Annotated in this window: 22 protein-coding genes; 7 read left to right on the forward strand and 15 right to left on the reverse strand. The window is 53.3% G+C overall.

The genetic code is table 11. The features are described 5' to 3' along the window. Window positions 1-91: 91 nt before the first annotated feature. The 6 genes from AYI96_RS01060 to AYI96_RS01085 all read right to left on the reverse strand — a co-directional run bounded on the left by AYI96_RS01060 (window position 92) and on the right by AYI96_RS01085 (window position 5,933). A complete protein-coding gene (locus tag AYI96_RS01060; protein ID WP_144360818.1) occupies window positions 92-1,231 on the reverse strand; it encodes a cupin domain-containing protein in 1,140 nt (379 codons plus the stop codon). A 123-nt stretch (window positions 1,232-1,354) separates the two neighbouring features. Next, window positions 1,355-2,725, reverse strand: coding sequence for an adenylosuccinate lyase (purB, locus tag AYI96_RS01065; protein ID WP_025887690.1), 1,371 nt, complete (start codon window positions 2,723-2,725; stop codon window positions 1,355-1,357). A 28-nt stretch (window positions 2,726-2,753) separates the two neighbouring features. Then, window positions 2,754-3,371 (reverse strand): high frequency lysogenization protein HflD, encoded by a 618-nt coding sequence (gene hflD, locus AYI96_RS01070; RefSeq protein ID WP_028781430.1) that lies wholly within the window; start codon window positions 3,369-3,371, stop codon window positions 2,754-2,756. A gap of 3 nt (window positions 3,372-3,374) precedes the next feature. Then, window positions 3,375-4,490 carry a tRNA 2-thiouridine(34) synthase MnmA gene (gene mnmA, locus AYI96_RS01075; protein WP_028781431.1) on the reverse strand — a complete coding sequence of 372 codons (1,116 nt, stop codon included), beginning with the start codon at window positions 4,488-4,490 and terminating at the stop codon, window positions 3,375-3,377. Between the two features lie 167 nt (window positions 4,491-4,657). Continuing rightward, window positions 4,658-5,110 (reverse strand): NUDIX hydrolase, encoded by a 453-nt coding sequence (locus AYI96_RS01080; protein WP_025011180.1) that lies wholly within the window; start codon window positions 5,108-5,110, stop codon window positions 4,658-4,660. Beyond that, complete coding sequence (locus AYI96_RS01085) at window positions 5,103-5,933, reverse strand: pseudouridine synthase (RefSeq protein ID WP_144360819.1); 831 nt, start codon at window positions 5,931-5,933, stop codon at window positions 5,103-5,105. The genes AYI96_RS01080 and AYI96_RS01085 overlap by 8 nt, the downstream gene beginning before the upstream one ends. A gap of 324 nt (window positions 5,934-6,257) precedes the next feature. On the opposite strand from AYI96_RS01085, the gene AYI96_RS01090 reads away from it, so the two are divergent. Further along, a complete protein-coding gene (locus tag AYI96_RS01090; protein ID WP_144360820.1) occupies window positions 6,258-8,483 on the forward strand; it encodes an NADP-dependent isocitrate dehydrogenase in 2,226 nt (741 codons plus the stop codon). A 99-nt stretch (window positions 8,484-8,582) separates the two neighbouring features. On the opposite strand, the gene cspD is transcribed toward AYI96_RS01090, so the two are convergent. Further along, window positions 8,583-8,789, reverse strand: coding sequence for a cold shock domain-containing protein CspD (gene cspD, locus AYI96_RS01095; RefSeq protein WP_025011178.1), 207 nt, complete (start codon window positions 8,787-8,789; stop codon window positions 8,583-8,585). Between the two features lie 396 nt (window positions 8,790-9,185). Here cspD and clpS point away from each other — a divergent pair, with 396 nt between their 5' ends. Together clpS and clpA are read left to right on the forward strand one after the other, a co-directional pair. Beyond that, a complete protein-coding gene (gene clpS, locus AYI96_RS01100; protein WP_025011177.1) occupies window positions 9,186-9,494 on the forward strand; it encodes an ATP-dependent Clp protease adapter ClpS in 309 nt (102 codons plus the stop codon). 34 nt (window positions 9,495-9,528) lie between these two features. Further along, window positions 9,529-11,787, forward strand: coding sequence for an ATP-dependent Clp protease ATP-binding subunit ClpA (clpA, locus tag AYI96_RS01105; protein ID WP_144360821.1), 2,259 nt, complete (start codon window positions 9,529-9,531; stop codon window positions 11,785-11,787). Window positions 11,788-11,980: 193 nt separating this feature from the next. On the opposite strand, the gene infA is transcribed toward clpA, so the two are convergent. From infA to aat, 3 genes are all read right to left on the reverse strand, one after another. Further along, complete coding sequence (infA, locus tag AYI96_RS01110; RefSeq protein ID WP_005500725.1) at window positions 11,981-12,199, reverse strand: translation initiation factor IF-1; 219 nt, start codon at window positions 12,197-12,199, stop codon at window positions 11,981-11,983. An 80-nt stretch (window positions 12,200-12,279) separates the two neighbouring features. Further along, on the reverse strand, window positions 12,280-12,990 hold the full coding sequence (locus tag AYI96_RS01115; RefSeq protein ID WP_144360822.1) for an arginyltransferase: 711 nt from the start codon (window positions 12,988-12,990) through the stop codon (window positions 12,280-12,282). After that, window positions 12,980-13,690 (reverse strand): leucyl/phenylalanyl-tRNA--protein transferase, encoded by a 711-nt coding sequence (gene aat / locus AYI96_RS01120; protein WP_071475861.1) that lies wholly within the window; start codon window positions 13,688-13,690, stop codon window positions 12,980-12,982. Before aat ends, AYI96_RS01115 begins: the two co-directional genes overlap by 11 nt. A 53-nt stretch (window positions 13,691-13,743) precedes the next feature. On the opposite strand from aat, the gene AYI96_RS01125 reads away from it, so the two are divergent. Further along, window positions 13,744-14,223 carry a glycine zipper 2TM domain-containing protein gene (locus AYI96_RS01125; RefSeq protein ID WP_101096771.1) on the forward strand — a complete coding sequence of 160 codons (480 nt, stop codon included), beginning with the start codon at window positions 13,744-13,746 and terminating at the stop codon, window positions 14,221-14,223. 76 nt (window positions 14,224-14,299) lie between these two features. Here the strand turns inward: AYI96_RS01125 and AYI96_RS01130 are convergent, their stop codons facing one another. Beyond that, window positions 14,300-14,641 (reverse strand): hypothetical protein, encoded by a 342-nt coding sequence (locus AYI96_RS01130; protein WP_039033464.1) that lies wholly within the window; start codon window positions 14,639-14,641, stop codon window positions 14,300-14,302. 237 nt (window positions 14,642-14,878) lie between these two features. Here AYI96_RS01130 and AYI96_RS01135 point away from each other — a divergent pair, with 237 nt between their 5' ends. Beyond that, on the forward strand, window positions 14,879-15,631 hold the full coding sequence (locus AYI96_RS01135) for a Nif3-like dinuclear metal center hexameric protein (protein ID WP_144360823.1): 753 nt from the start codon (window positions 14,879-14,881) through the stop codon (window positions 15,629-15,631). 197 nt (window positions 15,632-15,828) lie between these two features. On the opposite strand, the gene AYI96_RS01140 is transcribed toward AYI96_RS01135, so the two are convergent. Genes AYI96_RS01140 through AYI96_RS01155 form a run of 4 tightly spaced genes read right to left on the reverse strand, consistent with a single transcriptional unit; the run spans window position 15,829 to window position 20,938 of the window. Continuing rightward, window positions 15,829-16,149, reverse strand: a complete 321-nt coding sequence (locus AYI96_RS01140; protein WP_039033385.1) for a YdbL family protein — start codon at window positions 16,147-16,149, stop codon at window positions 15,829-15,831. A 30-nt stretch (window positions 16,150-16,179) separates the two neighbouring features. After that, window positions 16,180-16,353, reverse strand: a complete 174-nt coding sequence (locus AYI96_RS01145) for a YnbE family lipoprotein (protein WP_224866993.1) — start codon at window positions 16,351-16,353, stop codon at window positions 16,180-16,182. Between the two features lie 38 nt (window positions 16,354-16,391). After that, window positions 16,392-20,066, reverse strand: coding sequence for a YdbH domain-containing protein (locus AYI96_RS01150; RefSeq protein ID WP_144360824.1), 3,675 nt, complete (start codon window positions 20,064-20,066; stop codon window positions 16,392-16,394). A 23-nt stretch (window positions 20,067-20,089) separates the two neighbouring features. Beyond that, window positions 20,090-20,938 (reverse strand): D-hexose-6-phosphate mutarotase, encoded by an 849-nt coding sequence (locus tag AYI96_RS01155; RefSeq protein WP_071475856.1) that lies wholly within the window; start codon window positions 20,936-20,938, stop codon window positions 20,090-20,092. A 205-nt stretch (window positions 20,939-21,143) separates the two neighbouring features. On the opposite strand from AYI96_RS01155, the gene AYI96_RS01160 reads away from it, so the two are divergent. Both AYI96_RS01160 and AYI96_RS01165 read left to right on the forward strand, forming a co-directional pair. Beyond that, complete coding sequence (locus tag AYI96_RS01160) at window positions 21,144-22,943, forward strand: acyl-CoA dehydrogenase C-terminal domain-containing protein (protein ID WP_039033382.1); 1,800 nt, start codon at window positions 21,144-21,146, stop codon at window positions 22,941-22,943. 100 nt (window positions 22,944-23,043) lie between these two features. Beyond that, complete coding sequence (locus tag AYI96_RS01165) at window positions 23,044-23,469, forward strand: HIT family protein (protein WP_186299982.1); 426 nt, start codon at window positions 23,044-23,046, stop codon at window positions 23,467-23,469. Window positions 23,470-23,928 lie beyond the last annotated feature (459 nt).

The following is a 23,928-nucleotide window of genomic DNA, read 5'->3' on the forward strand; positions in this document are numbered from 1 at the left end:
GCATTCTGCTGGTTTATTGGTTGAGAATGCTACTCTTATGAGCCGGGATTAGGACTGATATTTTATTCAGTACAGAAAGACTGACTCAATCTCATTCTTCACTGAGGTAGAAGTAGCCTTTTTCAAGCAGGTTGCACAGCAGCGCAGTTATCACCTCATAGTTCAGCAATGATTCGAGATCTTCGCCGCTGATGCTGGTGCGATTGGCAATAAGCTGCGCCTGATCTTCACTGCCTTGCGGCAATTCAAAAGCTTCCCCATTGATAAACAGTCGGCAGTTGGGGTCCTCTTCCAGCATGAGAATTTTAAGCCCACCTATGCGCTTGAATACAGCGCCTTCGGCCGCGGCTTCTCTGAGCTCCTCGGTACTCATAGGCTCACCCTGGCAAATATCCAGCTCAAAGCGGTTCTGACTCAACAATTTGCCCAGCACGCCCTGATAATAGTCAGGGTTTTCAGTCAGCTCTTTCAGCAGCGCCATCATCCCCTGTTGCTGGCTCTTGGCGATCAGCGCAGGTTGCCCGGCTTCTTCACCCGAAGTGAAGCGTTTGTGGCCGAGATCCTGATCAAGCATAAAGTCGGCCATTTCGCTGATAAGTTCTTGCTGACTCGGTGCCCGGAAACCTACCGAGTAGGACAATGCCAGGGTCAAGGTCTCGCCCCTGTGAGGAAAACCAGGCGGTATATACAGCATGTCACCGGGTTCCAGCACTGTATCTATAATAGGCTCAAAGTCTTCAATCAAAGGGGTATTGGGGTTGTTGCCGCGCTTGGCGTATTGGCCCTTGGCACCCACTGTCCAGCGCCTGCGTCCCTCGCCTTGAATGATAAAGACATCATAGTTGTCGATATGGGGGCCGACACCGCCACCCGGCGTGGCAAAGGACACCATTAGGTCATCGAAGCGCCAGTCCGGCAGAAAGCGGAAGGCTTCCACCAGAGCTTGTGAGTCCGGATACCAGTGGTTGACGGCCTGCACCAGCAGTTGCCAGTTTTTTTCACCGAACTTGTCATAGTCTTCAAATGGGCCTGAGATCACTTCCCAGTCCTGCCCCCTGGTGATTACCACCCGTGAGGAAATCTCCTCTTCACAGGCGAGGCCTGCCAGCTCATCGGCGGCGATAGGATCGACAAAGTCCTTGAAGGCTTGTCTGATCACCTTGGGTTGTTGCTGCCACACCTCTTTAACAAAGGCATTGCTGTCCAGAGTCAGCTGGTAAGTGTTCGTCATCTGTTATCCAATCCATAAACTGTTTCAATGGCCAGTCAGTTATCCCGCTTGCAACGGCATAAACCCCGGGGAGAAAAAAGGCGGTACTGGAAACCAGTACCGCCCGTGACAGCCAAGAGGCTATCAGTTCAAATCATCGACAAAGGCTTCGGCGCGGCCTATGTAGTTGGCCGGCGTCAGTTGCTTGAGTTCGTGTTTCACGTTCTCAGGCAGCTCCAGACCGTCGATAAAGGCTGCCAGCTGCTGACCATCGATACGCTTGCCACGGGTCAGCTCCTTGAGCTTCTCGTAAGGCTTTTCGATGCCATAGCGGCGCATGACTGTCTGTACCGGCTCGGCCAGCACTTCCCAGTTGTGATCCAGTTCATCGCGTAGGTGCGCCTCGTTGACTTCCAGCTTACTGACACCCTTGAGTGTGGCCTGGTAGGCGATCAGCGAGTGGGCGATACCCACACCCAGGTTACGCAGTACTGTGGAGTCGGTCAGATCGCGCTGCCAGCGGGAAACCGGCAGTTTACTGGCCAGATGCTGCATCAGGGCGTTGGCTATGCCCAGGTTACCTTCCGAGTTTTCAAAGTCGATAGGGTTAACCTTGTGCGGCATGGTGGATGAACCGATTTCACCGGCCACTGTCTTCTGCTTGAAGTGACCCAGGGCGATATAACCCCAGATATCACGGTCAAAATCAATCAGCACGGTATTGAAACGGGCCACGGCATCGAACAACTCGGCAATATAGTCGTGTGGTTCAATCTGAGTGGTGTAGGGGTTCCAGTTCAGCCCCAGGCTGGTGACAAAGCGCTGTGACAGCTCATGCCAGTTAACTTCTGGGTAGGCCGACAGGTGAGCGTTGTAGTTACCCACGGCGCCGTTGATCTTACCCATGATCTCAACCGCTTCAATTTGTTTGAGTTGGCGTTCGAGACGTACGGCAACGTTGGCCATCTCTTTACCCAGAGTCGAAGGCGAGGCGGGTTGGCCATGAGTACGGGACATCAGAGGCACAGTCTTGTAACGTCTGGCCAGCTCTTTAACGGCATCGACCAGCTTCTGGCAGTATGGCAGCAGTACCTGTTCACGGGCTTCGGTCAGCATCAGGCCGTGGGACAGGTTGTTGATGTCCTCACTGGTGCAGGCAAAGTGCACGAACTCGCCTATGGCGGCCAGCTCGGCATTGTCGGCGATTTTTTCCTTGATGAAGTATTCCACCGCCTTAACGTCATGGTTGGTGGTGGCTTCGATGGTTTTGACTCTCAGGGCATCGGCTTCACTGAAGTTATCGCGAATATTGTCCAGCAATGCCAGAGCTTCTTCACTGAAGGGGGGGACTTCTTCGATTTCAGGGCAGCTGGAAAGCAGTTTCAGCCAGTTGATTTCGACCTGAACACGATACTTGGTAAGACCGTACTCGCTGAATATCCCCCGAAGTTCGGCGGTTTTACTACCATAACGCCCGTCTACCGGTGAGATAGCAGTCAGTGCGGAAAGATCCATTATAAGCTCCTTGATGAACTTGGCTTTATTATAGGGTGAGGCTTTTTTTAGCTGTATCGACGATCGCCTTGCGGGCAAACACCAGATGTCTGCGTTTGCCGCCGAGTTGACGCCAGAGTACGGCACTGCGCATTGCTGCCAGCAACAAGGCGCGTATTTTATGTTGGACCAGTGGCCGCTGCAGTATGTTGGGGTTGCCCGAAATCTGGATCTTGGGCCCCAAATTACTGATGATATCGCTGTAGATGCTGGCCAGGTTGGCGATAACCTGCTCGTCGGTTATGGCAAAGTGGCTCAATTGGCGATGCACCTGATTGATGCGCTCAGACAGCATCCCCAGAGCCGCCTGGTTGCGGCTCAGCTTGCGCTCCAGCGCCAGAATGCCAACCAGATAGCGGGTGATTTCCACATCTTTCTGGGCGCTGTCACCCAGTTGGTTGATAATCCACTTGTAGCCGTTAGCCAGCACGACTTTGTCGGGATAGATCTCATCGATATTCTCGGGATCTGTCACCATAATGCCATCGAGTGCCGCAGCCAACTGCTGCGGATCGCTTTCCCCGTGGCGGGCTATGTATTGCACCTGGGCGATAGCCTGCAATATGCCGGCAAATGCCATAGTGCGGTCATGCAATTGCTCGCTCAATGATTACTCCCTAATCAGGGTTTCTATGATGCCGCCACCCAGGCAGACTTCACCGTCGTAGAATACTGCCGACTGCCCTGGCGTGACTGCCGCCACAGGTTCGTCGAAGATCACTCTCAGTTCATCGTCACCCTGGACATAAACAGTGCAGGGGATATCCTGCTGGCGATAACGGGTCTTGACCGTGATTTTTGCGCCATCGGCCGGGCCCTGCCTGTCGACCCAGTGCAACTGTCTGGCTGTGAGGCCAACCGACATGAGTCTTGGGTGTTGGCCGCCTTGGGCGACAACCAATACATTACGTTTCAGATCTTTGTCGACCACATACCAAGGATTGTCGTTGCTGTTTTTCATGCCGCCAATCCCAAGGCCTTTGCGCTGGCCCAGAGTGTGGTACATCAGCCCTTGATGCTCGCCTATCACTTCACCGTCGACACTCTCGATTTTGCCCGGTTGCGCGGGCAGATAAGTGCCAAGGAATTCAGTAAATTTGCGTTCACCGATAAAACAGATGCCGGTGCTGTCTTTCTTGTTGAAGGTGACCAGCCCTTGCTCTTCGGCGATGCGGCGAACTTCGGGTTTTTCCAGTTCACCCACAGGGAACAGGCTGCGAGCCACCTGTTGGTGACTCAAGGTGTAGAGGAAGTAGCTCTGATCTTTGTTGCCATCTATGCCGCGAAGCAGCTGGGTTTTACCGTCGGTATCACGGCGGCGCACATAGTGGCCCATGGCGATATAGTCGGCATCGAGAATGTCATCGGCAAACTCAAGGAAGGCTTTGAACTTGATCTCCTTGTTGCACATGATGTCCGGGTTAGGCGTGCGTCCCGCCTTGTACTCGGCCAGAAAATACTCGAACACATTGTCCCAGTATTCGGCGGCAAAGTTGACCGTGTGCAACTTGATCCCCAGCTTGTCACAGACAGCCTGGGCATCTTTTAAATCTTCGGCGGCAGAGCAATATTCGTCGGTGTCATCTTCTTCCCAGTTCTTCATGAACAGGCCTTCTACCTGATAGCCCTGCTGGAGCAGCAGATAGGCTGAAACAGATGAGTCGACACCGCCGGACATGCCGACAATGACTTTTTTTCCTGATGCATTGGGAGTGTTAGCTGTCATAGATCCTAAAACCGTTGAATTCATTCATGAACGCCCGAAAAGAGAACTGCTGCTTGTGCCCGGTTGTGGCAGGCCGTTATTGGCGCGACGCGGGGGTGGACAAACAGCCATAAGGCGCTCAGTTTCTGCGGGGGCGTATTCTATCACGCCTTGGTGCCCAGAGCTAATCACAACAGCTCGCTATTGAGCAAAGATAACGGCAGCCGTTGTCCCTGCAAATAGCTCTCCAGTGTGGCGCTGACCAAGGGGCTGCGAAGCTTGGACCCCAAGGCCGTGATTTCATCCATGCTCAACCAATGGGCGGCCTTGATGGCGACGTCCAACGGCTTGGCACTCTGACACTTGACCAGGCGAGCACAGAAGGTGAAACGTAAAAAGGCCAGCTCTTTGGAAGCACTGAACTGATCTATCCGCACCAGGGCTTCAGGGGTGACAGTCAGGCCGGTTTCTTCGAGCACCTCGCGGCGACAGGCGTCGATAAGGCTTTCATTTGCTTCCAGGTGACCGGCCGGTTGGTTGAATTTCTGTTGGCCGTCTATCAATTCCTCGACCAGCAGAAAACGCTTCTCTGCCTCAATAATGCAGGCCACTGTTACATTGGGGCGATAACGTTCAGTCATGGAGAAGCTCCTTAATCGCCGCCTCAGAAAGAGTACGATATTCACCGGGTTGCAGGCATTGCCCTTGCTCGGTATCCAGGCTGAGATCGCCTATGGCATAACGTATCAATCTTAAAGTGGGAAACCCGACATGGGCTGTCATCCTTCGTACCTGACGATTGCGCCCTTCGCGGATACAGATCTCCAGCCAAGTGGTGGGGATATTGCGCCGCTCACGAATGGGCGGATTACGTGGCCACAAAGATTCGGGTTGTTGCAGTAGCCGGACTTTTGCAGGTAGGGTGGGGCCATCTTTCAACTCAATTCCCTCACGTAAGGCTTGAATCGCGGTGTCATCGACATCGCCTTCCACTTGTACCCAGTAGGTCTTGAAGGTGTGCTTGTTGGGTTGGGTCAGCTTGGCCTGCAACTGACCGTTATTGGTGAGCAGTAACAGACCCTCGCTGTCTCTGTCCAGGCGGCCGGCGGCATAGATACCGGCGATGGGCAGCAGATCTTTGAGCGTGCGTCGTCCGCCTTCATCGGTAAACTGGCATAACACATCGAAGGGTTTGTTGAGCAGCACCACTTGGGTTTCTGCAACCGAGAGTGGTGGTACTTTTGGCCGGGGTTTTTGAGGACCAGGGCGCTTTTTATTCAGACCCAGTCTCTTGTTATTGGAACTTTTGTTATTAGGACTCTTGCTACTGGAACTCTTGCTGTTGGGGCTTGGTTTGGTGGAGCGCTGACTCTTCTCTCGGCCAAACTCTTTACCGTCAGGGCCCTTGGGGTGACTGGACTGGCGTTTGGGTTTACGTCTTGGTTGGGAGGTAGGCGAATTCATTGAGATATCCTGGCTGCTTGAGCCGCGTGCTCTGACCATTTGGGAGTGATATGCCTGAGTGTAACACCTATGTCCGGTTTGGCGGCGACACGGGTTTGTGACTTTTGGCAGAGTGTACCTGCCACTCGCCTATAGTGGAATTTGAATCTTGGCTGGAATGCTCTATGATGTTCGCCAAATTGTGATCTACAACCAATTTTTACGCCCATAACACGATAGACATAGATTACCGACTGTAACGGTATCCAGGGCGAAAGAGGCAAGGAAATTAAAGAATAACAACACTTATAACAACTCATTTTTATAAAAAGCGTAGGACTGAAAATGACTGATAAAACCCCCACTATCATCTATACGCAGACAGATGAAGCGCCGGCTCTGGCGACCTTATCTCTACTGCCTATCATCAAAACCTTTACTCAGGCAGCCGGCATCAATGTCGAAACCCGTGATATTTCTCTCTCCGGCCGTGTGATTGCCGCCTTCCCCGAGCGTCTGACCGAAGCGCAGCGTATCGGCGATCACCTGGCTGAGCTTGGTGAGCTGGCAACCCAGCCCGAAGCCAATATTATCAAACTGCCCAATATCAGTGCGTCCATTCCTCAGCTGCAGGCTTGTATCAAAGAGCTGCAGGCCAAGGGCTATGATCTGCCTGATTATCCGGCCGAAGCCAAAACCGATGAAGAACGGGAAATCAAGGCCCGTTATGACAAGATCAAAGGCAGTGCGGTAAACCCTGTGCTGCGTGAAGGGAACTCAGATCGCCGCGCCCCGACTTCGGTCAAGAACTATGCCCGTAAGCACCCGCATTCAATGGGGGCCTGGAGCAAGGACTCCAAATCTCATGTGGCTCACATGCAACAAGGGGATTTCTACGGCAGCGAGCAGTCCGTTACCCTCAAAGAGGCCGATACTGTCAGCATAGTGCTGGAACAAAATGATGGCGGCCAACTGGTGCTTAAGCAGGGGCTTAAGTTGCTGGCCGGTGAAATCATAGATGCGGCCGTTATGAGCAAGCGTGAACTGACCGCCTTCTTCGAGCGCGAAATTGAAGCGGCCCGCAAGGAAGATGTACTGCTGTCACTGCACCTGAAAGCCACCATGATGAAAGTGTCCGATCCGATTATGTTCGGCCATGCGGTGAAGGTGTTCTACAAAGATGTATTTACCAAACACGGTGAAACTTTGCGTGAGCTGGGTGTGGACGTCAACAATGGTCTGGGTGATGTCTATGCCAAGATAGCCAAGTTGCCGGCCGAGCAGAAAGCGGCCATTGAAGCCGATATCGCCGCCGTCTACCAGAGCCGCCCTGAGCTGGCGATGGTGAACTCAGACAAAGGCATCACCAACCTTCATGTGCCAAGTGATGTGATTATCGATGCTTCCATGCCTGCAGCAATCCGCTCCAGCGGCCAGATGTGGGGCCCGGATGGCCAGCTGAAAGATACCAAGGCGCTGATCCCGGATCGTTGCTATGCCGGTGTTTACCAGGAAACCATCAGTTTCTGTAAGGAACATGGCGCCTTCGACCCTGCAACCATGGGCAGCGTGCCAAACGTGGGTCTGATGGCACAGAAGGCCGAAGAGTACGGCAGCCATGACAAGACCTTTGAAATCCCTGCGGCCGGTACGGTTAAAGTACTGGACAAGGACGGCAATCTGCTTATGTCCCACGCCGTTGAAGCCGGTGATATCTGGCGCATGTGCCAGGTAAAAGACGCACCTATCCGTGACTGGGTCAAGCTGGCCGTACGCCGTGCAAGACTGACCAACACTCCGGCGGTATTCTGGCTGGATGAAAACCGTGCCCACGATGCCCAGGTGATCGCCAAAGTGAAGGCCTACCTGCCTGAGCACGATACCGATGGGCTTGAGTTGCACATCATGTCACCTGAAAAGGCGGCCCGTTTCTCCCTTGAGCGTATTAAAGCCGGTAAGGACACGATTTCGGTAACAGGCAACGTGCTGCGTGACTACCTGACCGACTTGTTCCCTATCCTTGAGTTGGGTACCAGTGCCAAGATGCTGTCAATCGTCCCGCTGATGAACGGTGGCGGTCTGTTCGAAACGGGTGCCGGTGGCAGTGCGCCCAAGCATGTACAGCAGTTTGAAGAGGAAAACCACCTGCGTTGGGATTCTCTGGGCGAGTTCCTGGCGTTGGGAGCCTCACTCGAGCACCTAAGCCAGACGACAGCCAATGCCAAGGCACAGGTGATGGCTGATTGCCTGGATCAGGCGATAGGGCAGTTCCTGGATAACAACAAATCACCATCCCGTAAGGTGGGGCAGCTGGATAACCGCGGCAGTCATTACTTCCTGGCACAGTACTGGGCCAGCGCGCTGGCCAAGCAGGACAAGGATGCCGAGCTGAAAGCTTATTTTGCACCTCTGGCCGAAGGCCTGGTGGCTGCAGAAGAGCAGATAGTGGCGGAACTCAATGGTGCCCAGGGTGGTGCCGTTGAACTGGGTGGCTACTACAAGCTGGATCCTGTTAAAGCCGAGCAGGCTATGCGCCCGAGTGCCAGCCTGAATCGTCTTCTGAGCGCTTGATACTGAAAGCTGAATGAGGGAGTTCTCCCTCATTCAATTGCCAAACAAGCATTAAAAAGGCGGGGATAACCCCGCCTTTTTTCATCTCTGTTCACCCGGTTATTTAACTGGAGAGATAGCCGAGGCATGCATACCTTTTGGGCCCTTCTCAACTTGAAATTCAACAGGTTGGCCTGCTTTTAGAGTTCTGTAGCCTTCCATTTCAATGGTTGAATAGTGCGCAAAAACATCCTCACCACCTTCATCAGGGCAGATAAACCCGAATCCTTTGGCGTTGTTGAACCATTTAACAGTTCCGCTTGCCATACTTCCACTTCCTTCTATTGTCTGCTTCCCAGTAAGATAGTAAAACTTTTGAGCGCTTTAGCAGGCGCTCAGATAACAGAATGTAAGCAGTGTTGCTGGATGTCAAGCTTAAGTTAACAAAAAAACAACATTGTATTTGTTGCTGTGCGTATACGGTTTTGCCATGGTGGCACTTTATCGGTAATGCCTACCTGGAACATCTTAGGCTTATTCTCGGCGTATACGTTTTAACCGATTGAAAAATAAGCATGAGTTAGAAACGCCTTAGACAAGCGCCGCCGCGCCAGAGTATAGTGTGATAAAGGGCAATACCGCCCAGGGCCCGCCAAGCAGTACTTTGAGACATGGCCGGGCGTAGTGTTGGTAGAAGCCAAGTTGAGAGGCTAATATTGAATCATGGGTAAGACTGGACAGATAGAACGTGTGGAGGAAGGGGTTGAGCAGGAACTGCAACCACCTCCAATGTATAAAGTGATTCTGAACAACGATGACTATACCCCAATGGACTTTGTTGTGGAGGTACTGCAGCTGTTCTTTCGCAAGAATGAACAGGAAGCCACAGACATTATGTTGACCATACATCATCAGGGAAAAGCGGTTTGCGGCGTTTACCCGTTCGGGATAGCCGAAACCAAAGTGGTTCAGGTGAATCAGTTTGCAAGACAAAACCAACATCCGTTACTGTGTTCGTTAGAGGAAGCTTAACCAGCCTGTCTCTGTAGTTTTTTAGGGGGTGCGTATGCTGAACAAAGATCTTGAAGTGACCTTGAACCTGGCATTCCAACAAGCCAGAGATGCCCGTCACGAATATATGACGGTTGAGCACCTACTGCTGGCGCTGACCGATAACCCCGCCGCAAGGGATGCCTTGCTCGCCTGTGGCGCCAATATCGACCGACTCAAAGAGGAGGTCGCCAACTTTATTACCCAGACCACACCCATTATCAGCGATCCCGATGATGAACGTGAGACTCAGCCGACACTGGGTTTCCAGCGGGTGCTGCAACGGGCAGTGTTTCATGTGCAGTCGTCAGGCCGCAATGAGGTGACCGGTGCCAACGTGCTGGTGGCCATTTTCAGTGAGCAGGAGTCCCAGGCGGTTTATCTGCTGCGTCGTTACGATATTACCCGCCTGGATGTGGTGAATTATATTTCTCACGGCTTTGCCAAGAACGATGAGGCCGATGCTCCGGGGTCGCAGGAAAGCCTGGAAGATCAATCCGAAGCTACAGAAGAGCGCAGCATGCTGGCTCAGTTTGCCAGTAATCTCAATGAGATGGCCAAGCAGGGCAAGATAGATCCGCTTATCGGCCGCGATAACGAAATTGAACGCTCGATTCAAATTCTTTGCCGTCGCCGCAAGAATAACCCGCTGCTGGTGGGCGAGGCCGGCGTCGGAAAGACCGCCATCGCCGAAGGTTTGGCCTATCGGATAGTCAATGAGTCTGTGCCTGAGGTGATAAGCGAAGCGACCGTCTACTCTCTGGATCTCGGCGCGCTGTTGGCCGGCACCAAGTATCGAGGCGACTTCGAGAAACGCTTCAAGAGCCTGCTCAAGGAGTTAACAGCGGATCAGAATGCGATTCTGTTCATCGATGAAATCCACACCATTATCGGTGCCGGTGCGGCATCCGGTGGGGTGATGGATGCATCCAACCTGCTCAAGCCCTTGCTCTCCAGCGGTAATCTGCGCTGTATGGGCTCCACTACTTTTCAGGAATATCAAAGTATTTTTGAGAAGGACAGGGCACTGGCGCGGCGCTTCCAGAAGGTGGACATTCACGAGCCTTCGGTGGCCGAAACCACCAAGATACTTCAGGGGCTCAAGAGCCGTTACGAAGAGCATCATGGGGTGCGTTACACCCTGGCAGCCTTGGCTTGTGCCGCCAGCCTATCGGATAAGCATATCAACGACAGGCATCTGCCGGACAAGGCTATCGATGTGATCGACGAAGCGGGGGCGCGGATGGCGATGATGCCACAGAGCAAACGCAAGAAAACCGTGGGTCAGAGCGAGATTGAAACCATTATCGCCAAGATGGCCAGGATCCCGGAAAAAACAGTGACTTCTTCCGAGAAGGACTTGCTGAAAAACCTGGAACGCAACCTGAAGATGGTGGTGTTCGGTCAGGACAAGGCGATAGAGAGTCTCAGTGCGGCGATTCGGCTGGCACGCAGTGGTCTTGGCAATGAAAACAAACCTGTGGGGAGCTTCCTGTTTGCCGGCCCAACCGGGGTGGGTAAGACAGAGGTGACCAACCAGTTGGCGGCTTGCCTCGGGCTCAAGCTTATCCGCTTCGATATGTCCGAATATATGGAAAGCCATACTGTGTCGCGTTTGATTGGCGCGCCTCCGGGTTATGTCGGCTACGATCAGGGTGGTTTGCTGACCGATGCCGTGATCAAGACGCCTCACTGTGTGGTGTTGCTCGATGAAATAGAAAAGGCGCATCCGGATATCTATAACCTGCTGCTGCAGGTAATGGATCACGGCACTTTGACCGATAACAATGGGCGCAAGGCGGATTTCCGCAACGTGACCCTGGTGATGACCACCAACGCCGGGGTGCAGGAAACTGTGCGTAAGTCCATTGGCTTCAAGCAGCAGGATCACAGCTTGGATGCGATGTCGGAGATCAATAAGGTGTTCTCGCCAGAGTTTCGCAACCGTCTCGACTCTATCATTTGGTTCAACCATCTGGATATGACCATTATCGCCAAGGTGGTGGATAAGTTCCTGGTCGAACTGCAGGCACAGTTGGATCAGAAAGGGGTGACGCTGGAAGTCAGTGATGAAGCCAGAACCTTGCTGGCCGAGAAGGGTTACGACAAGACCATGGGGGCCAGACCTATGGCCAGAGTGGTCAAGGATCTGCTGAAACGGCCGCTGGCCGATGAAATCCTGTTTGGTAAACTTGAGTCCGGTGGCATCGCCCATGTGGATGTCAAAGATGGCGAACTGGAGATCAATACGGAAGCGCCGGAGAAGATCTCTTGATAAGCTGAATTACAACAAAAAAAAATGGCTGCCAATGGCAGCCATTTTTATTCTGAATCCTGACCCTTATCCGACACATTGATGTCTGGATAGACAACGGCAGGCCAGGTGCGCCTGCTGCGCAGTGGGTCGCCCCCATGGGCTCACCAGCAAAAAAACCGGCACAGCCGGCTTTTGAGAAATAACTGGGATCTTAGCGTGAGCGGAAGACGATACGCCCTTTGCTCAAGTCGTATGGAGTCAGCTGCACAGTGACCTTGTCACCGGTCAGGATTCGGATGTAGTTTTTACGCATTTTACCGGAAATGTGAGCAGTCACAACGTGACCGTTTTCCAGTTCAACCCGAAACATTGTATTTGGCAAGGTTTCAAGGATAGTCCCTTGCATCTCAATGTTGTCTTCTTTCGCCATTAATCAGTTATCCCGTTAGCCTCGAATGTAAAAAACCGCCGTATCATGCCGCAAATTACAGCGGCTGTAAAGGGGAGGCCTCAGTGATTGTCGCTTTTCTGCCAGCCTTGAACGCCGAGGATCTCATAGGGGCGGTAGAGTCGCTTGTAACCCATTTTGTCGTGGTTATCTATTTGATATCCCAAATAGAGGAACGATTTCGACATCAATTTGCCCAGGCGGCATTGCAGCAGTACCAGCAAGATCCCGAGGGAGCGGTCGCTGTAGTCCGGGTCGAAGTAGCTGTAGATGGCTGACAGGCTCTGGGGCAGGAGATCTGTCACCGCCACGGCAACCAGTCGCTGACCATGCCAAAGTTCGATAAACACCGGGCAGAGCCACTCACAGGCGAGAAAATGCCGGTACTGCTCTTCGCTAGGAGGATACATGGGGCCGTCACTGTGGCGGGCACAGATATAACGCTCATAGAGGGGATAGTGAGCCGGGGTTTCCTCGGTAACTATTCGAAAGTGCAGGTCACGGTTTTTGGCCAGGGTGCGTTTTTGTCTTTTGGACAGGCGAAATTCATCCAGGGGAACTCGGATGGGCTGACAAGCGTTGCAGTGGGGGCAACGGGGCTTGTAGATGGCGCTGCCACTGCGGCGAAACCCCAGTGCCAACAGGCGCTCAAACAGTGACAAGTCCAGTTCATCTTCCTGGATCACCAATAATTGCTCCTGTTGTCCGCTCAGGTAACTGCAGGCAAAGGGTTGGCTGAGGCCTATGGCAATGGCATGGTTATCAGAGTGCAAGTTTGACCTCGTCGGTTTGCCAGCAATCCTTGGCGAGATTGCCGTCCCTGAACTGTCTCAAGAGTACGAGAAAATCTTTGCGCTTTAAACTCTTGGCTCCGAGGCTTTCCAGATGTGGATTCATCACTTGGGCATCAATCAGTCTGAAGCCCTGTTTGAGAGCGTATTGATGCAGGGCGATAAAGGCCGCCTTGGAGGCATTGGTTTTGCGGTGGAACATGGACTCGCCACAAAACACCTGACCTATGGCAAGGCCATACAGGCCACCTATCAGTCGACCATTGTCCCAGACCTCGAAGGAGTGGGCATGACCCAAGTGGTGCAGCTCCTGGTAGGCCAGACGTATCTCTTCGGTTATCCAGGTGCCGGGTTGATCTTTTCGCGGCATGGCACAACCGGCCATTACATCGGCAAAGGCTCGGTCGATACTGACAGTCCAATCCTGCTTTTTCAGATACTTGCGTAGACTGCGGGAGATATTGATGCTGCCCGGAACAAAAACCGCGCGGGGATCCGGTGACCACCAGAGGATGGGATCTTGACTATTAAACCAGGGGAAAATTCCCTCGTAGTAGGCGTTGAGTAACCGCTTGGGATGCAGGTCGCCGCCAATGGCCAGTAGGCCATTGGGATCCGTCAGTGCCAGTTCCGGTGACGGGAAAGGATCCAATTCATGATTTAAAAAAGACAGTAGGTTCACAATTGCGTATGATTCTGCTTAGGGCCTTCTTATAAGTTAGCGGAAAAACAGCTATGTGGAAACTGATACTGAATGCAATGCTGCTGCTCTCATTGTCCCTTGCAGCGGGAACCCAGCCCCTCTATGCCGGTTATGACAGAAACCAGGCACAACCGGTGGAAAAAGTGCTCTACGGCCAAGTGGAGTCGGTACGAAAAATTACCGAAAAACAGCTGATGGAAGACAGAAATCGCGGCTGGAAAACCTTTGGCGGTGCCTTACTCGGTGGCGTGATTGGCCATCAGTTCGGCGGTGGCAGTGGTCAGGATGTGGCAACCGCTCTGGGCGCTCTACTCGGCGCCGGCATTGGTCATCAATATGGTAATAGCAGTTACTATCGTGAGCTCAAGCTGGTGGAGTTGATGATACGCCAGGAAGATGAAACCCAGGTGATGATCATACAGGATGAAGATCCCGGCATGACGTTCAAGGTGGGCGATGAAGTGCGGGTGGTTTATCTGCAGGGCAGCGTCCGGGTTGACCTGGCTATGTGAGATGACAGTGTAGACTTTGAGCCAATAACAGATAAAACAAAGGCGCCGTTAGGCGCCTTTGTTTTGGATGGAGTAATTAAAAACCGCGAGGCAGTTTGTGATTACCGGCTGCCAGTTTTTCACGCCACAGCTCTTTGGGGGTTTTGCCCCCTTGGCCGTCGGCTAGGGCAGGCGCTGCCGGCTTTGGTGTTGCCTTTATTGCTGGCTTGGCCGCCTTGGGTTTTTCCTGTTTGGCTTCAGCCTTGGCCGGTTTGGCGCTATCCGCCAACATCTGTTCCAGTTCAGCGAAACGAAGTGATTTACCGCCATCGATTTTGTACCAGCTGCCATTTTGCTCAATGGTCACTGCTTTGCCCTGTTGCTTACTGAGGGCTTGCTGCAGTGCGCTGATAACTTCTTCTTTGGTCAGTTTTGCCATAATCATAACCTGTTTATTTTTAGAGTTACTTGGAGGTTTGCGATAATTTTATAAGTCAAAGGTTGGCAATGTCCAATTTGCCGGCCAAAAAGCAACAAACTTGTGCCCAAGGGCGCAGCTTTTGGTCGCTTTGGGGACTGAAACCGGCAATCTGGCTTAAGATTTGTGACCTCAACCCAAGGGCTTGCTGTGCTAGAATAGCGACATATATCTGCAACCGAATCGACAGGGAACCCTATGCAAAGAGAGGAACTCAAACAATATCTGCACGAGTTTTTACAACTGGACCAGTTTCGCGATTATGCCCCCAACGGTCTTCAGGTTGAAGGCAAGGCCGAAATTCGCAAGATAGTCACAGGTGTGACCGCTTGTCAGGCATTGATTGACCGGGCCGTTGAAGCCGGTGCCGATGCCCTATTGGTGCACCATGGTTTCTTCTGGAAAAATGAACCCGAAGTGTTGACTGGAATGAAACAGCGCAGGATCAAGACCTTGCTGCTCAACGACATTAACCTGTTTGGCTATCACTTGCCGCTTGATGCCCATCCCATGCTCGGCAATAACGCCGAATTGGGCCGGGTGCTTGGCGTCATTGAGCCTGAGGCGGTGGAAACCGTCGCTCAAGGTTTGCTTTGGCAAGGCGTACTGGACTCACCTATGACGGCCAAAGACCTGAGTGCCATGCTTGAGCAGTGTTTGGGACAAGTCCCCCTGCATCTGGATGGCGGTGACAGAAGCATACAGAAACTGGCCTGGTGTACAGGTGGTGCCCAGGATTATATCGATACTGCTGCGGCACTGGGAGTTGATGCTTTTATCAGTGGTGAAGTTTCTGAGCGTACCTTCCACAGCGCCGTGGAGCAGGGGATCCATTACTTCTCAGCCGGCCACCATGCTACGGAGAGGTTCGGCATCAAGGCGCTGGGGGAACATTTAGCGCATGAATTTGCGTTGGAGCATGAGTTTATTGATATTCCCAACCCAGTATGACAAGGCGCTAAAGAATGGCAGTATGGTGCATGGGTTGTTTACTGTGCATCACTGCCAGACGTGTGTGAAGCTTACAGTTTGTTGAGAGAGAATTACCAAGGTTCAATTGAACGAAACTGGAAGCTAATCCAGTAAAAGAAAATGCCGTTCAAACTGATTGAACGGCATTATACATCCGGTTGATGCTATCGGGTTTGTTATTTACGAACCCACTTGCCGGAAGCATCCTGCACTATATGGCCTTTGTCGGCGGCAGCAATCGCCTTGGCGCCGGCGAGTTTGGCAACATCATCCACGGAAATCCCGTTTTGACGGGCGATTTTTTCATAGTGTGCCCGGCGTTTGGCATTGACATCCTTAACCAGTGCCGTCACCTCGGCGCTGGATTTGACCACACCCAAATAGCCGTTTTGCTGTTCACCCACCAACCCTTGGCTCTTGGCGTCCTGCAAACCTATGGCAAAGACGCAGAAACTCATCAACAGGGCGGCAGTCAGGGTCATCAACTTGGTTTTCATCTGTGTTTTCCTTTCGCGAATTCTGGCACCTTAGAAGAGTTCATCATTGGTCAGCAGCTGATCCAACTCTTTATCGACCTTAATGCGAATTTCATGTTCGATTTTCACATTCAGGTTGATAACGATTGGCTTATCCGGTGGCTCAATCTTGACCGTTGGGGTACAAGCCGACGCCAGCAGCAAGGCTGCAGCCAGCGGCAGCAGAAATTTAGTCTGTTTCACATTCATGTCCTTTTGTGTCCTCACTGCATGGAAGCTTCAATTTGGGTTTGAAGCTTGTCACCTATGGTCAGACTCCTGAGGAGCTGCAGCATGTTCTCCTCATGAGAGTAGTTCAAGTGGATAGGGCGTTCAATCCCCTCGGCCTGACCTTTTACTTCAACCTTGAGCCAGGCCTCACCATCCGGTGCCATATCGTAAGTGCTGGCCAGGGTAGAATATTGCAGGTGTTCTAGGGTGGAAAAGGCAAAGTCCAGATAGGGTTGTCCGGCGCGCATTTGGGCGACAGCCGGATTATTGCCGACCTTGATAAGTCCGCCGGGGGCACGGGCCGCCAGGCGGCCACCTTTGACCGACACCTGGCCGTCGGTAATAAATACCGGTAAGACACCGTCGAAAATACCGTCGGCGTAGATGCCTTCCTGAGGCTGGATGGCCAACAGTTCTTCCAGGCTCAGGCCCTGCAACACCAAATAAGCATTGGATGGCGCGTTGAGCCGCAAGCGGAAGCTGGGCAGCAGCATTTGTCCCTTGAGTAACTCGCCTTGGCCGCGCACCTGAATATCGGCATCCCGAAACCCGGGCAACAGCTTGGCTTGAGTGCTTTGGTTGCTGTCGAGTTCAGGGGTCAGGCTGAGCTGGCCTTCTAAACCCAGGTTGGTCAACAGCACTCCGGGGTTGAAGGCCTGTACCGAAGCCTTGAGCTGCTGACAGTTGAGTTCGGCCTCTGCCGGCGCCTTGGCTTCCTTGGCCAGTGTCAAGCGGCACAATGCCGACAAGTTGGCGCCTTCAAATGGTAACTGACTGATACTGCCGGAGAGATCCGACAGCAGCGGGTTGAAATCCAGTTGCAATTGCAGCGCTCGCCCAAGCCCTTCGAGCTTGAGGTCGGCAATCATATGGGTCTCGCCCCTGAGTACCAACTCAGGAGGCAAGGGCAGGTTCTTGGCCGCCAGCGCCTTGATATCAGCGAGATCCGTATCCAGGGTCCAGCGACTGTTCAAGCGATAGCCAAGCGGATCTTTGGCCCGCTTGGGCCAGATGGGCATAAAGTCGTGGCGGCTGTGAAGCGGGATATTATCCAGTTGCCAGTTTTCTTCACTGATAAGACGGTTATCCTGCCAGTCAATGGTTTGGCTGAAGCTGCCATAGCCCAGATTGAGCAGGGTTTCGGTGCGAGGTCCGAGCTTGGTATGCCGGGTTTGGCTTAAGTTGAGCCCATCGAAGGCCAGATTCAGACGACTGGCAAAACGCTCATCCAAGAGTTGGCTCAAGAGTGGCAAGTGCCGTTTTTGATTTAGGTTGGCGTCCAGGGTTCGACTGAGTCCGGGGCTCAGGAGTGAGGTTTGGGCAATCGACAGTGCCAGCGGCCCGCTTTTAGCCTGCAATTCACCCAACTGGCTGCTGACCGCGGGTAAAGACAGCTTAAGTTTGCCTTGGTTGAAGCTGCCACTGAACGGGGCCAGCAGTGACAACTTAAAGCCGGAGAGTTGGATACTTTTATCCTCTATACCGGCTTGAATGGCGCCTGTGCTGAAGCCGGGATTGGCTGCGAGGCTGAAGTCCAGTTGTTGCCCTGCGTTTGTCGGCTCCAGGGCAAGCTTACCGCTAAGCGCCATTGATGCGCCCTGATTGAGTTGCAATTCAGCTACAGCCGACTGCCAACGAAAACCGCTCGGCAGGGAGGCTTCAAGGCGCCAGTCTGTGCTTGCTTGTTCCAGTGGCAGCTGCTCAAGGCTGAGTCGCAGCCCCTGAATGGCCTGTTGCAGCGCCAGTTCGAGTCGCTGCTCGGCCGACAAGGGCTTTGAGTTTGGTGAACTTGAGCCTGATGAGCCAGAGCTTGAGAAGTCAGAGCTTGAGAAGTCAGAGCTTGATAAACCAGAGCTTGATAAACCAGAGCTTGATAAGCCAAAGCCCGGCGAATTTAACCCTTGAGGCTTGGCGCTTTGCGGCAAAGAAACAGACGTGTTTTGCTGTGCTCCTGTGGCTTTTGGCAGTTGCAATTGCAGGTTTTCAAGGGCCAGCAGCAAACTCGGCCGCTTGCCATTACTGAGTGCGGATGGACTCAATTCCGCAATTCTTGGCCGATTAATTGGCGCACCGAACGACGCTTGCTGCTTCTCTGTCATCAGGGCGGGCAGTAGCGGCCGCACTGTCAGATTCGGCAGCGACACTCGCATGGATGTCTCATTGCCCGTTGCCGCATTGCCCTTTGTATTGTTGTCCTTGGCGGGTTTGAATTCGGCGCCGAGGCCCTGATCAAGCGCCAGCTCAATTGCGGCGATAAGGGGGGGAGCTTGGTTTTTTATAGCTGGCTCTTGCGCCAGGACTTGCTGCAGCTGCGCCAATTGCGATTCGAGTTCTGCGGCCTTGGTTGCTGATGCTTGCGCCGATGGGGAGTTTGCTGCGAGCAAGGCAAGCAGCGCTTGGCGCTGAGCCGGAGTGGTTGAAAGCGTGAGTCTCAGCGGCGCCAGCTCAAAAAGCTGCTCGCTGGTGGAGCCCGAAAAGCGAAAGTGTAATCCTGCGTCATCACTATCCTCAACCTCAGCCTCAACCCTGGCATTTGCACTGGCCTTGGCACTGAAACTGGCAGCAGCGTTGGAACTGGGGCACAGAGGGCTATCGGCCAATGAATTGTGTGCCTTAGCTTTAAGAGGCAGCGGCGTTATTTCAAGCGCCACTTGCTCGAGTCCCGGCATGGCAATAGTCGGCGCCGACCAGCAATGGCGCGAGTCTATGTTGCCTTGGGTCAAATCCAGAGTCAGTTGCGAGAAGAGATCTCCGCCAAGGCTCGGCATCAGCTCGGCATGCAATATTTCATCAAGCTTGAAAGCACTGATGAGGGGCGCTGCGGCCGGGTCCTGCTCAACACTTGCCAGCGCCTGTTGCAGCGCTTTGAGATGCAGTTGACTGGTCAGTCGCCAGGCGGGGGCACCGTTGGCGAGTTTGGCTTTCAAGTCGGCGGTTAATGCCAGCAGGGGCGTCTCTTGTCTTGTTTGAGTTCCTGAGTGAGTCTCTTGTTGCCCTCCTTGTAACCGGGTGGCCAGCTCAGTAACCAGTTGCCCGGAAGGGCTTAACTGCAACTTTTGCAGCAGCAGAATAAAGCTTGGGGTTTTACTTGCCTTATCCAAGGTCAGCGACGTATTGGGTGTATCGGATACGCCGGCCACGCGTTGCAGGCTTATTCGGGTCGGCCCCAGGGCTATTTCGGGCACAGAGTTCAAGTCCAGTGCCAGACTCTGACCGCCATCATCACCGCCGGGCAAGAGTAGTTCAGGCGTCAAACTAAAACCGGCGTCTCGATAGCTGACCTTTTGAAGTTGCGCCATCAACCAGTCGATGGAGCCAGGGGGCGGCGTCGATGCTTCGCCTGTCAGTAATTGCCAAATCCGTTTGGCACTGACAGGCGATTTGAGCTGGAGCCTGAGTTGATGAAACTCAAGCTCGCTGCCCTGGTAATCAAGCTTAAGGTAATCGAAGCTCAGTCTGTCCCAGCCTTCAGGCGCCAGGCGCAACTCGTCGATACGAATATCTTGCGCAGCCAGATATTGATTAATATGCGGCAGCAGCCACTGCGGCCTTTCATACAGGGACCAAGCCAGCCCCACAAGCAGGGCACCCGGAAGCAGTACCAGCAGAAGCAACAGGCCAACAGCCCAGACAGTCAGGCGTTTCTTGCTTGGGAGTCGATACCTCATTGGTGTTTCCCGGCCTTGGCCGCTCACTCCTGCCAGCGAATTTCTGTGGTCAGAGTGTGACTCTGTTTGGGGCCGAGCACCAGTTTATCTTCCAGCACATTGGCGGCTTCCAGGCAGACCATAGACAGGTAATCCTGCTCTTGGAAACGGGCCAGCCGCTTGGACTTGTCTATCCAGGGATTCCAAAGTACTGCCGAGTGGCTCTGCTCACGGCTGACAAGAATAGTGCCGTTGGGGGTATGCAGCTTTTGCAGCTCAGACAAGCCGGTGTAAACCCGGTCGGTTTCGCGCTCAAAGCGCACTTCGTCTTCGACTTGTGCATAGGGACCTTCACCAAACTCGATATACTGGCTGCCGGCAAAGCCGGTAGCGCGCAGTTGGTGGATATCGCCGATGGGGAAATAACTGTGCAATGCCTGGGTCAGCGTTACGTTTTGCTCGCTCAGGTTGCGGTTAATCAGGCTGACCCTGAGGCTGTCGCTGAGGACAAAGTCCAGCCGCACCTCGGTATCGTGGGGCCAGTAACGTCTGTCCTCGTCGCTAAGCTTAAGGACAAAGCTCAGCTCTACCCGTTCATTACTGATATGAGTTCGCTCAAGTTGCCACAACCGGGTGCGGGCAAAGCCATGCTGGGGCCAGCCCTCATTGGCATGCATGCCAAACCAGGGCCAGCAGACGGGAATACCGCCGCGAATACCACTGCCCGGTAGATAGTCATCGGCAGGAGAAACCCACAGCAGCGGCGCCTTGCCTTTGGGCACAAAGCTGTCTATCTGGGCACCCTGTAAAAAAATACGGCCGTAGCAGAGTGGGGTATCGATTTCGATATAGTCCAGACCATTGGGGTGTTTGCGGGTGTTGACGCTGGCCATGCAGGATTCCTTTAGCGGGCGAACAGGATAATGCCCCTAGCTTACAAAGTTTTACAGCCCGAGATAAGAGGCTGTTCAAGCGAATTTACGCAGAGCGCTGTTCTTGTATTAAAAAAAAGTGATATAAAACTGGTCAGAGGTGCTGAGTTTTTACTCAGAATTGGCTAAGGTGAGACATCAATCACAGGGAAAAGGAAATAAGCATATGGCAAGTTATCAGCCGCCGATGCGGGATTACCGCTTTATTCTTGAACAGTTACTGGATATTTATCAGCAGCCAAAGCTGCAGGGGTTCGATGAAATTGACCCTGAGTTGGTCAATGCCATTCTCGAAGGCATGGCCGATTTCAGCACTGGGGTGATGCTGCCGCTTAATAGTGTCGGCGATCTGCAGGGTTGTCGTCTGGAAGCCGATGGGGTGAAAACCGCCGAGGGCTTTATCGATGCCTACCGCCAGTATGTGGACAACGGCTGGCCGACGCTGACCTGTGATCCCGAGTTCGGTGGTCAGGGCTTGCCGGAAGTTGTGGGTATTTTTGCCACCGAAATGCAGACCTCCTCCAACATGGCCTTTGCCATGTATCCCGGGCTGACCCACGGTGCTTACAGTGCCATTTTTGCCCATGGCTCCGAGGCGCTCAAGGCCAAATATCTGCCCAAACTGGTGAGCGGCGAGTGGACCGGCACCATGAATCTGACCGAATCCCATGCCGGTACCGATCTGGCGCTGCTGCGTACTAAGGCCGAGCCCAGCACTGACGGTTGCTATCTTGTCAGCGGTGAGAAAATCTTTATCTCCAGTGGCGATCACGATCTGGCCGAAAACATAGTGCACCTGGTATTGGCCAGGTTGCCCGATGCACCGGCCGGGGTGAAGGGGATCAGTTTGTTCGCCGTGCCCAAGTATTGGGTCAAGGAAGATGGCAGCCTGGGCGAGGCTAACAATGTCAAGGCCAGCGGCCTCGAACACAAGATGGGTATTCACGGCAATTCCACTTGTGTGATGCTGTTCGACGGCGCCAAAGGCGAGTTGGTGGGCGAACCCCATCAAGGCCTCAGAGCCATGTTCACCATGATGAACCAGGCGCGCATGGGTGTTGGGGTTCAGGGGCTGGGCGTCTCTGAAATCGCTTACCAGAACGCGCTGGCCTACGCCAGAGAGCGGGTTCAGGGAAGGGCACTGTCCGGCACCAAGGCGCCGGAGCAAAATGCCGATCCTATTCTGGTGCACGGCGATGTGCGGCGGATGCTGCTGTCGCAAAAAGTCTTCAATGAGGGCGCCCGCGCTCTTATCGGCCAGCAGGCGCTGTGGCTCGATGAAGCTGAGCGCCATCAGGATGCCGAACAAAAGGCCAGAGCCAAGGCGTTGGCGGCGTTGTTTACTCCTGTGGTCAAGGGCTTTATCACAGATAGAGGCTTCAGCGCCTGTGTCGATGCCCAACAGGTGTTTGGCGGCCATGGCTATATCCATGAGTGGGGGATGGAGCAGTTTGTCCGTGATGCCCGTATCGCGATGATTTATGAAGGCACCAATGGCGTGCAAGCCCTGGATCTGGTGGGGCGCAAGCTGATGGGTGACAAGGGCGCGGCGCTTAAACTCTGGGCCGCAGAGGTGGAGGCCTTTATCGAAGGCGCCAAACCCAAGGCCGCTCAAGAGCCCCGGTTTGCCAAGGTGCTCGAAGGTTTGGGTCAGGCGGCAACGGATCTGCAGCGCGCTACCCAGAGCCTGATGGAGTTGGCGATGAAAAATCCCGACAACCTGGGCGCGGCCTCCATGCCTTATATGCAGCTGTTTGGCACAGCTGCGCTGGCGTGGATCTGGGCACGGATGGCCGAGCTGGCGCTCGACGGGCTGGCAGATGATGCCGACGGTTTCTATGCCGGCAAACTGGCCTCGGCGGCTTTCTTTATGGACTACTATGTCAGCAGCGCCAGTGGCTATCGGCGTCAAATTGCCGCGGCCAGTGAATCCATCATGGCCTTCGACGACAGTTACTTCGGCTAATTGCGGTAGCTTCAATACCAAAGGGTCGGTGCAACCGGCCCTTTTTTGTGGTACACCAATAGCTTCCAAGCCAATCGATTCGTCAGTATGGAGTGACAAGATGGATCTGAATTACGACAACAACAATATTTTCGCCCGCATTCTTCGCGGCGAGTTGCCCTGTATCAAACTCTATGAAGACGAGCATACTCTGTCTTTCATGGATATCATGCCGCAAACCAAGGGCCACTTATTGGTGTTGCCCAAGGAGTCGGCCGTGACCCTGTATCAGTTGTCCGATGAAGCGGCGGCGGCCTGCATGCGTACCGTCAAACTGATGGGCAAGGCGGTGGAAAAGGCCATGGGGATCCCGGGCTCCACTGTGTTCCAACACAACGGCAGCGCCGCCGGTCAGAGTGTGCCCCATGTACATTTCCATGTGTTGCCCGGCCCGCTCAAAGGCCTGATGGAGCACGCGGCCCATAAGGGGGATATGGATGAGCTGCACACTATAGCCGACAGAATTCGCGCTTGTATTGGATCTTGAGAGTTATTTTCTATGGGGCTGTTGACCCAATCAAAACTTGAAGAAAAGGAGAATAAAGAGTTCCAATAGTTCTTCTTGTTATTTGTTAGGCCGATATTCTCAGTGTTTATCTAAATAAAGCCTTGGCTCAAGTCAAGGCTTTATTTTGCGTTCTTTGCCTTGTCTAGCGTTATCATCTTCAATCCTTGCATTAATTTAACAAATCATCCTGGTTGTTAGCTTGATGGTGATTTTTTCTTGAAATGCATCCGTTTCTGGCAGCAGAAAAAACTATCTCCTTAGTTAATCATTTACTTTATTTTAGTACATATTGATAACAAATGTGTTGTTTGTATCGTTGTGGTGGCGCTTTAATTTGACTGAGTAGGCGAGTTTTATGCGTTGTTAGCCTTTGCCTGCAATTTAGGGGGAAGGAGATTGCCTAAAGAAATTTTTGGTGTCTCATTGTGATGTATCAGC

It is taken from the genome of Shewanella sp. MSW (genome assembly GCF_007636515.1).
In the GTDB taxonomy this organism is placed as follows: Bacteria; Pseudomonadota; Gammaproteobacteria; order Enterobacterales; family Shewanellaceae; genus Shewanella; species Shewanella indica.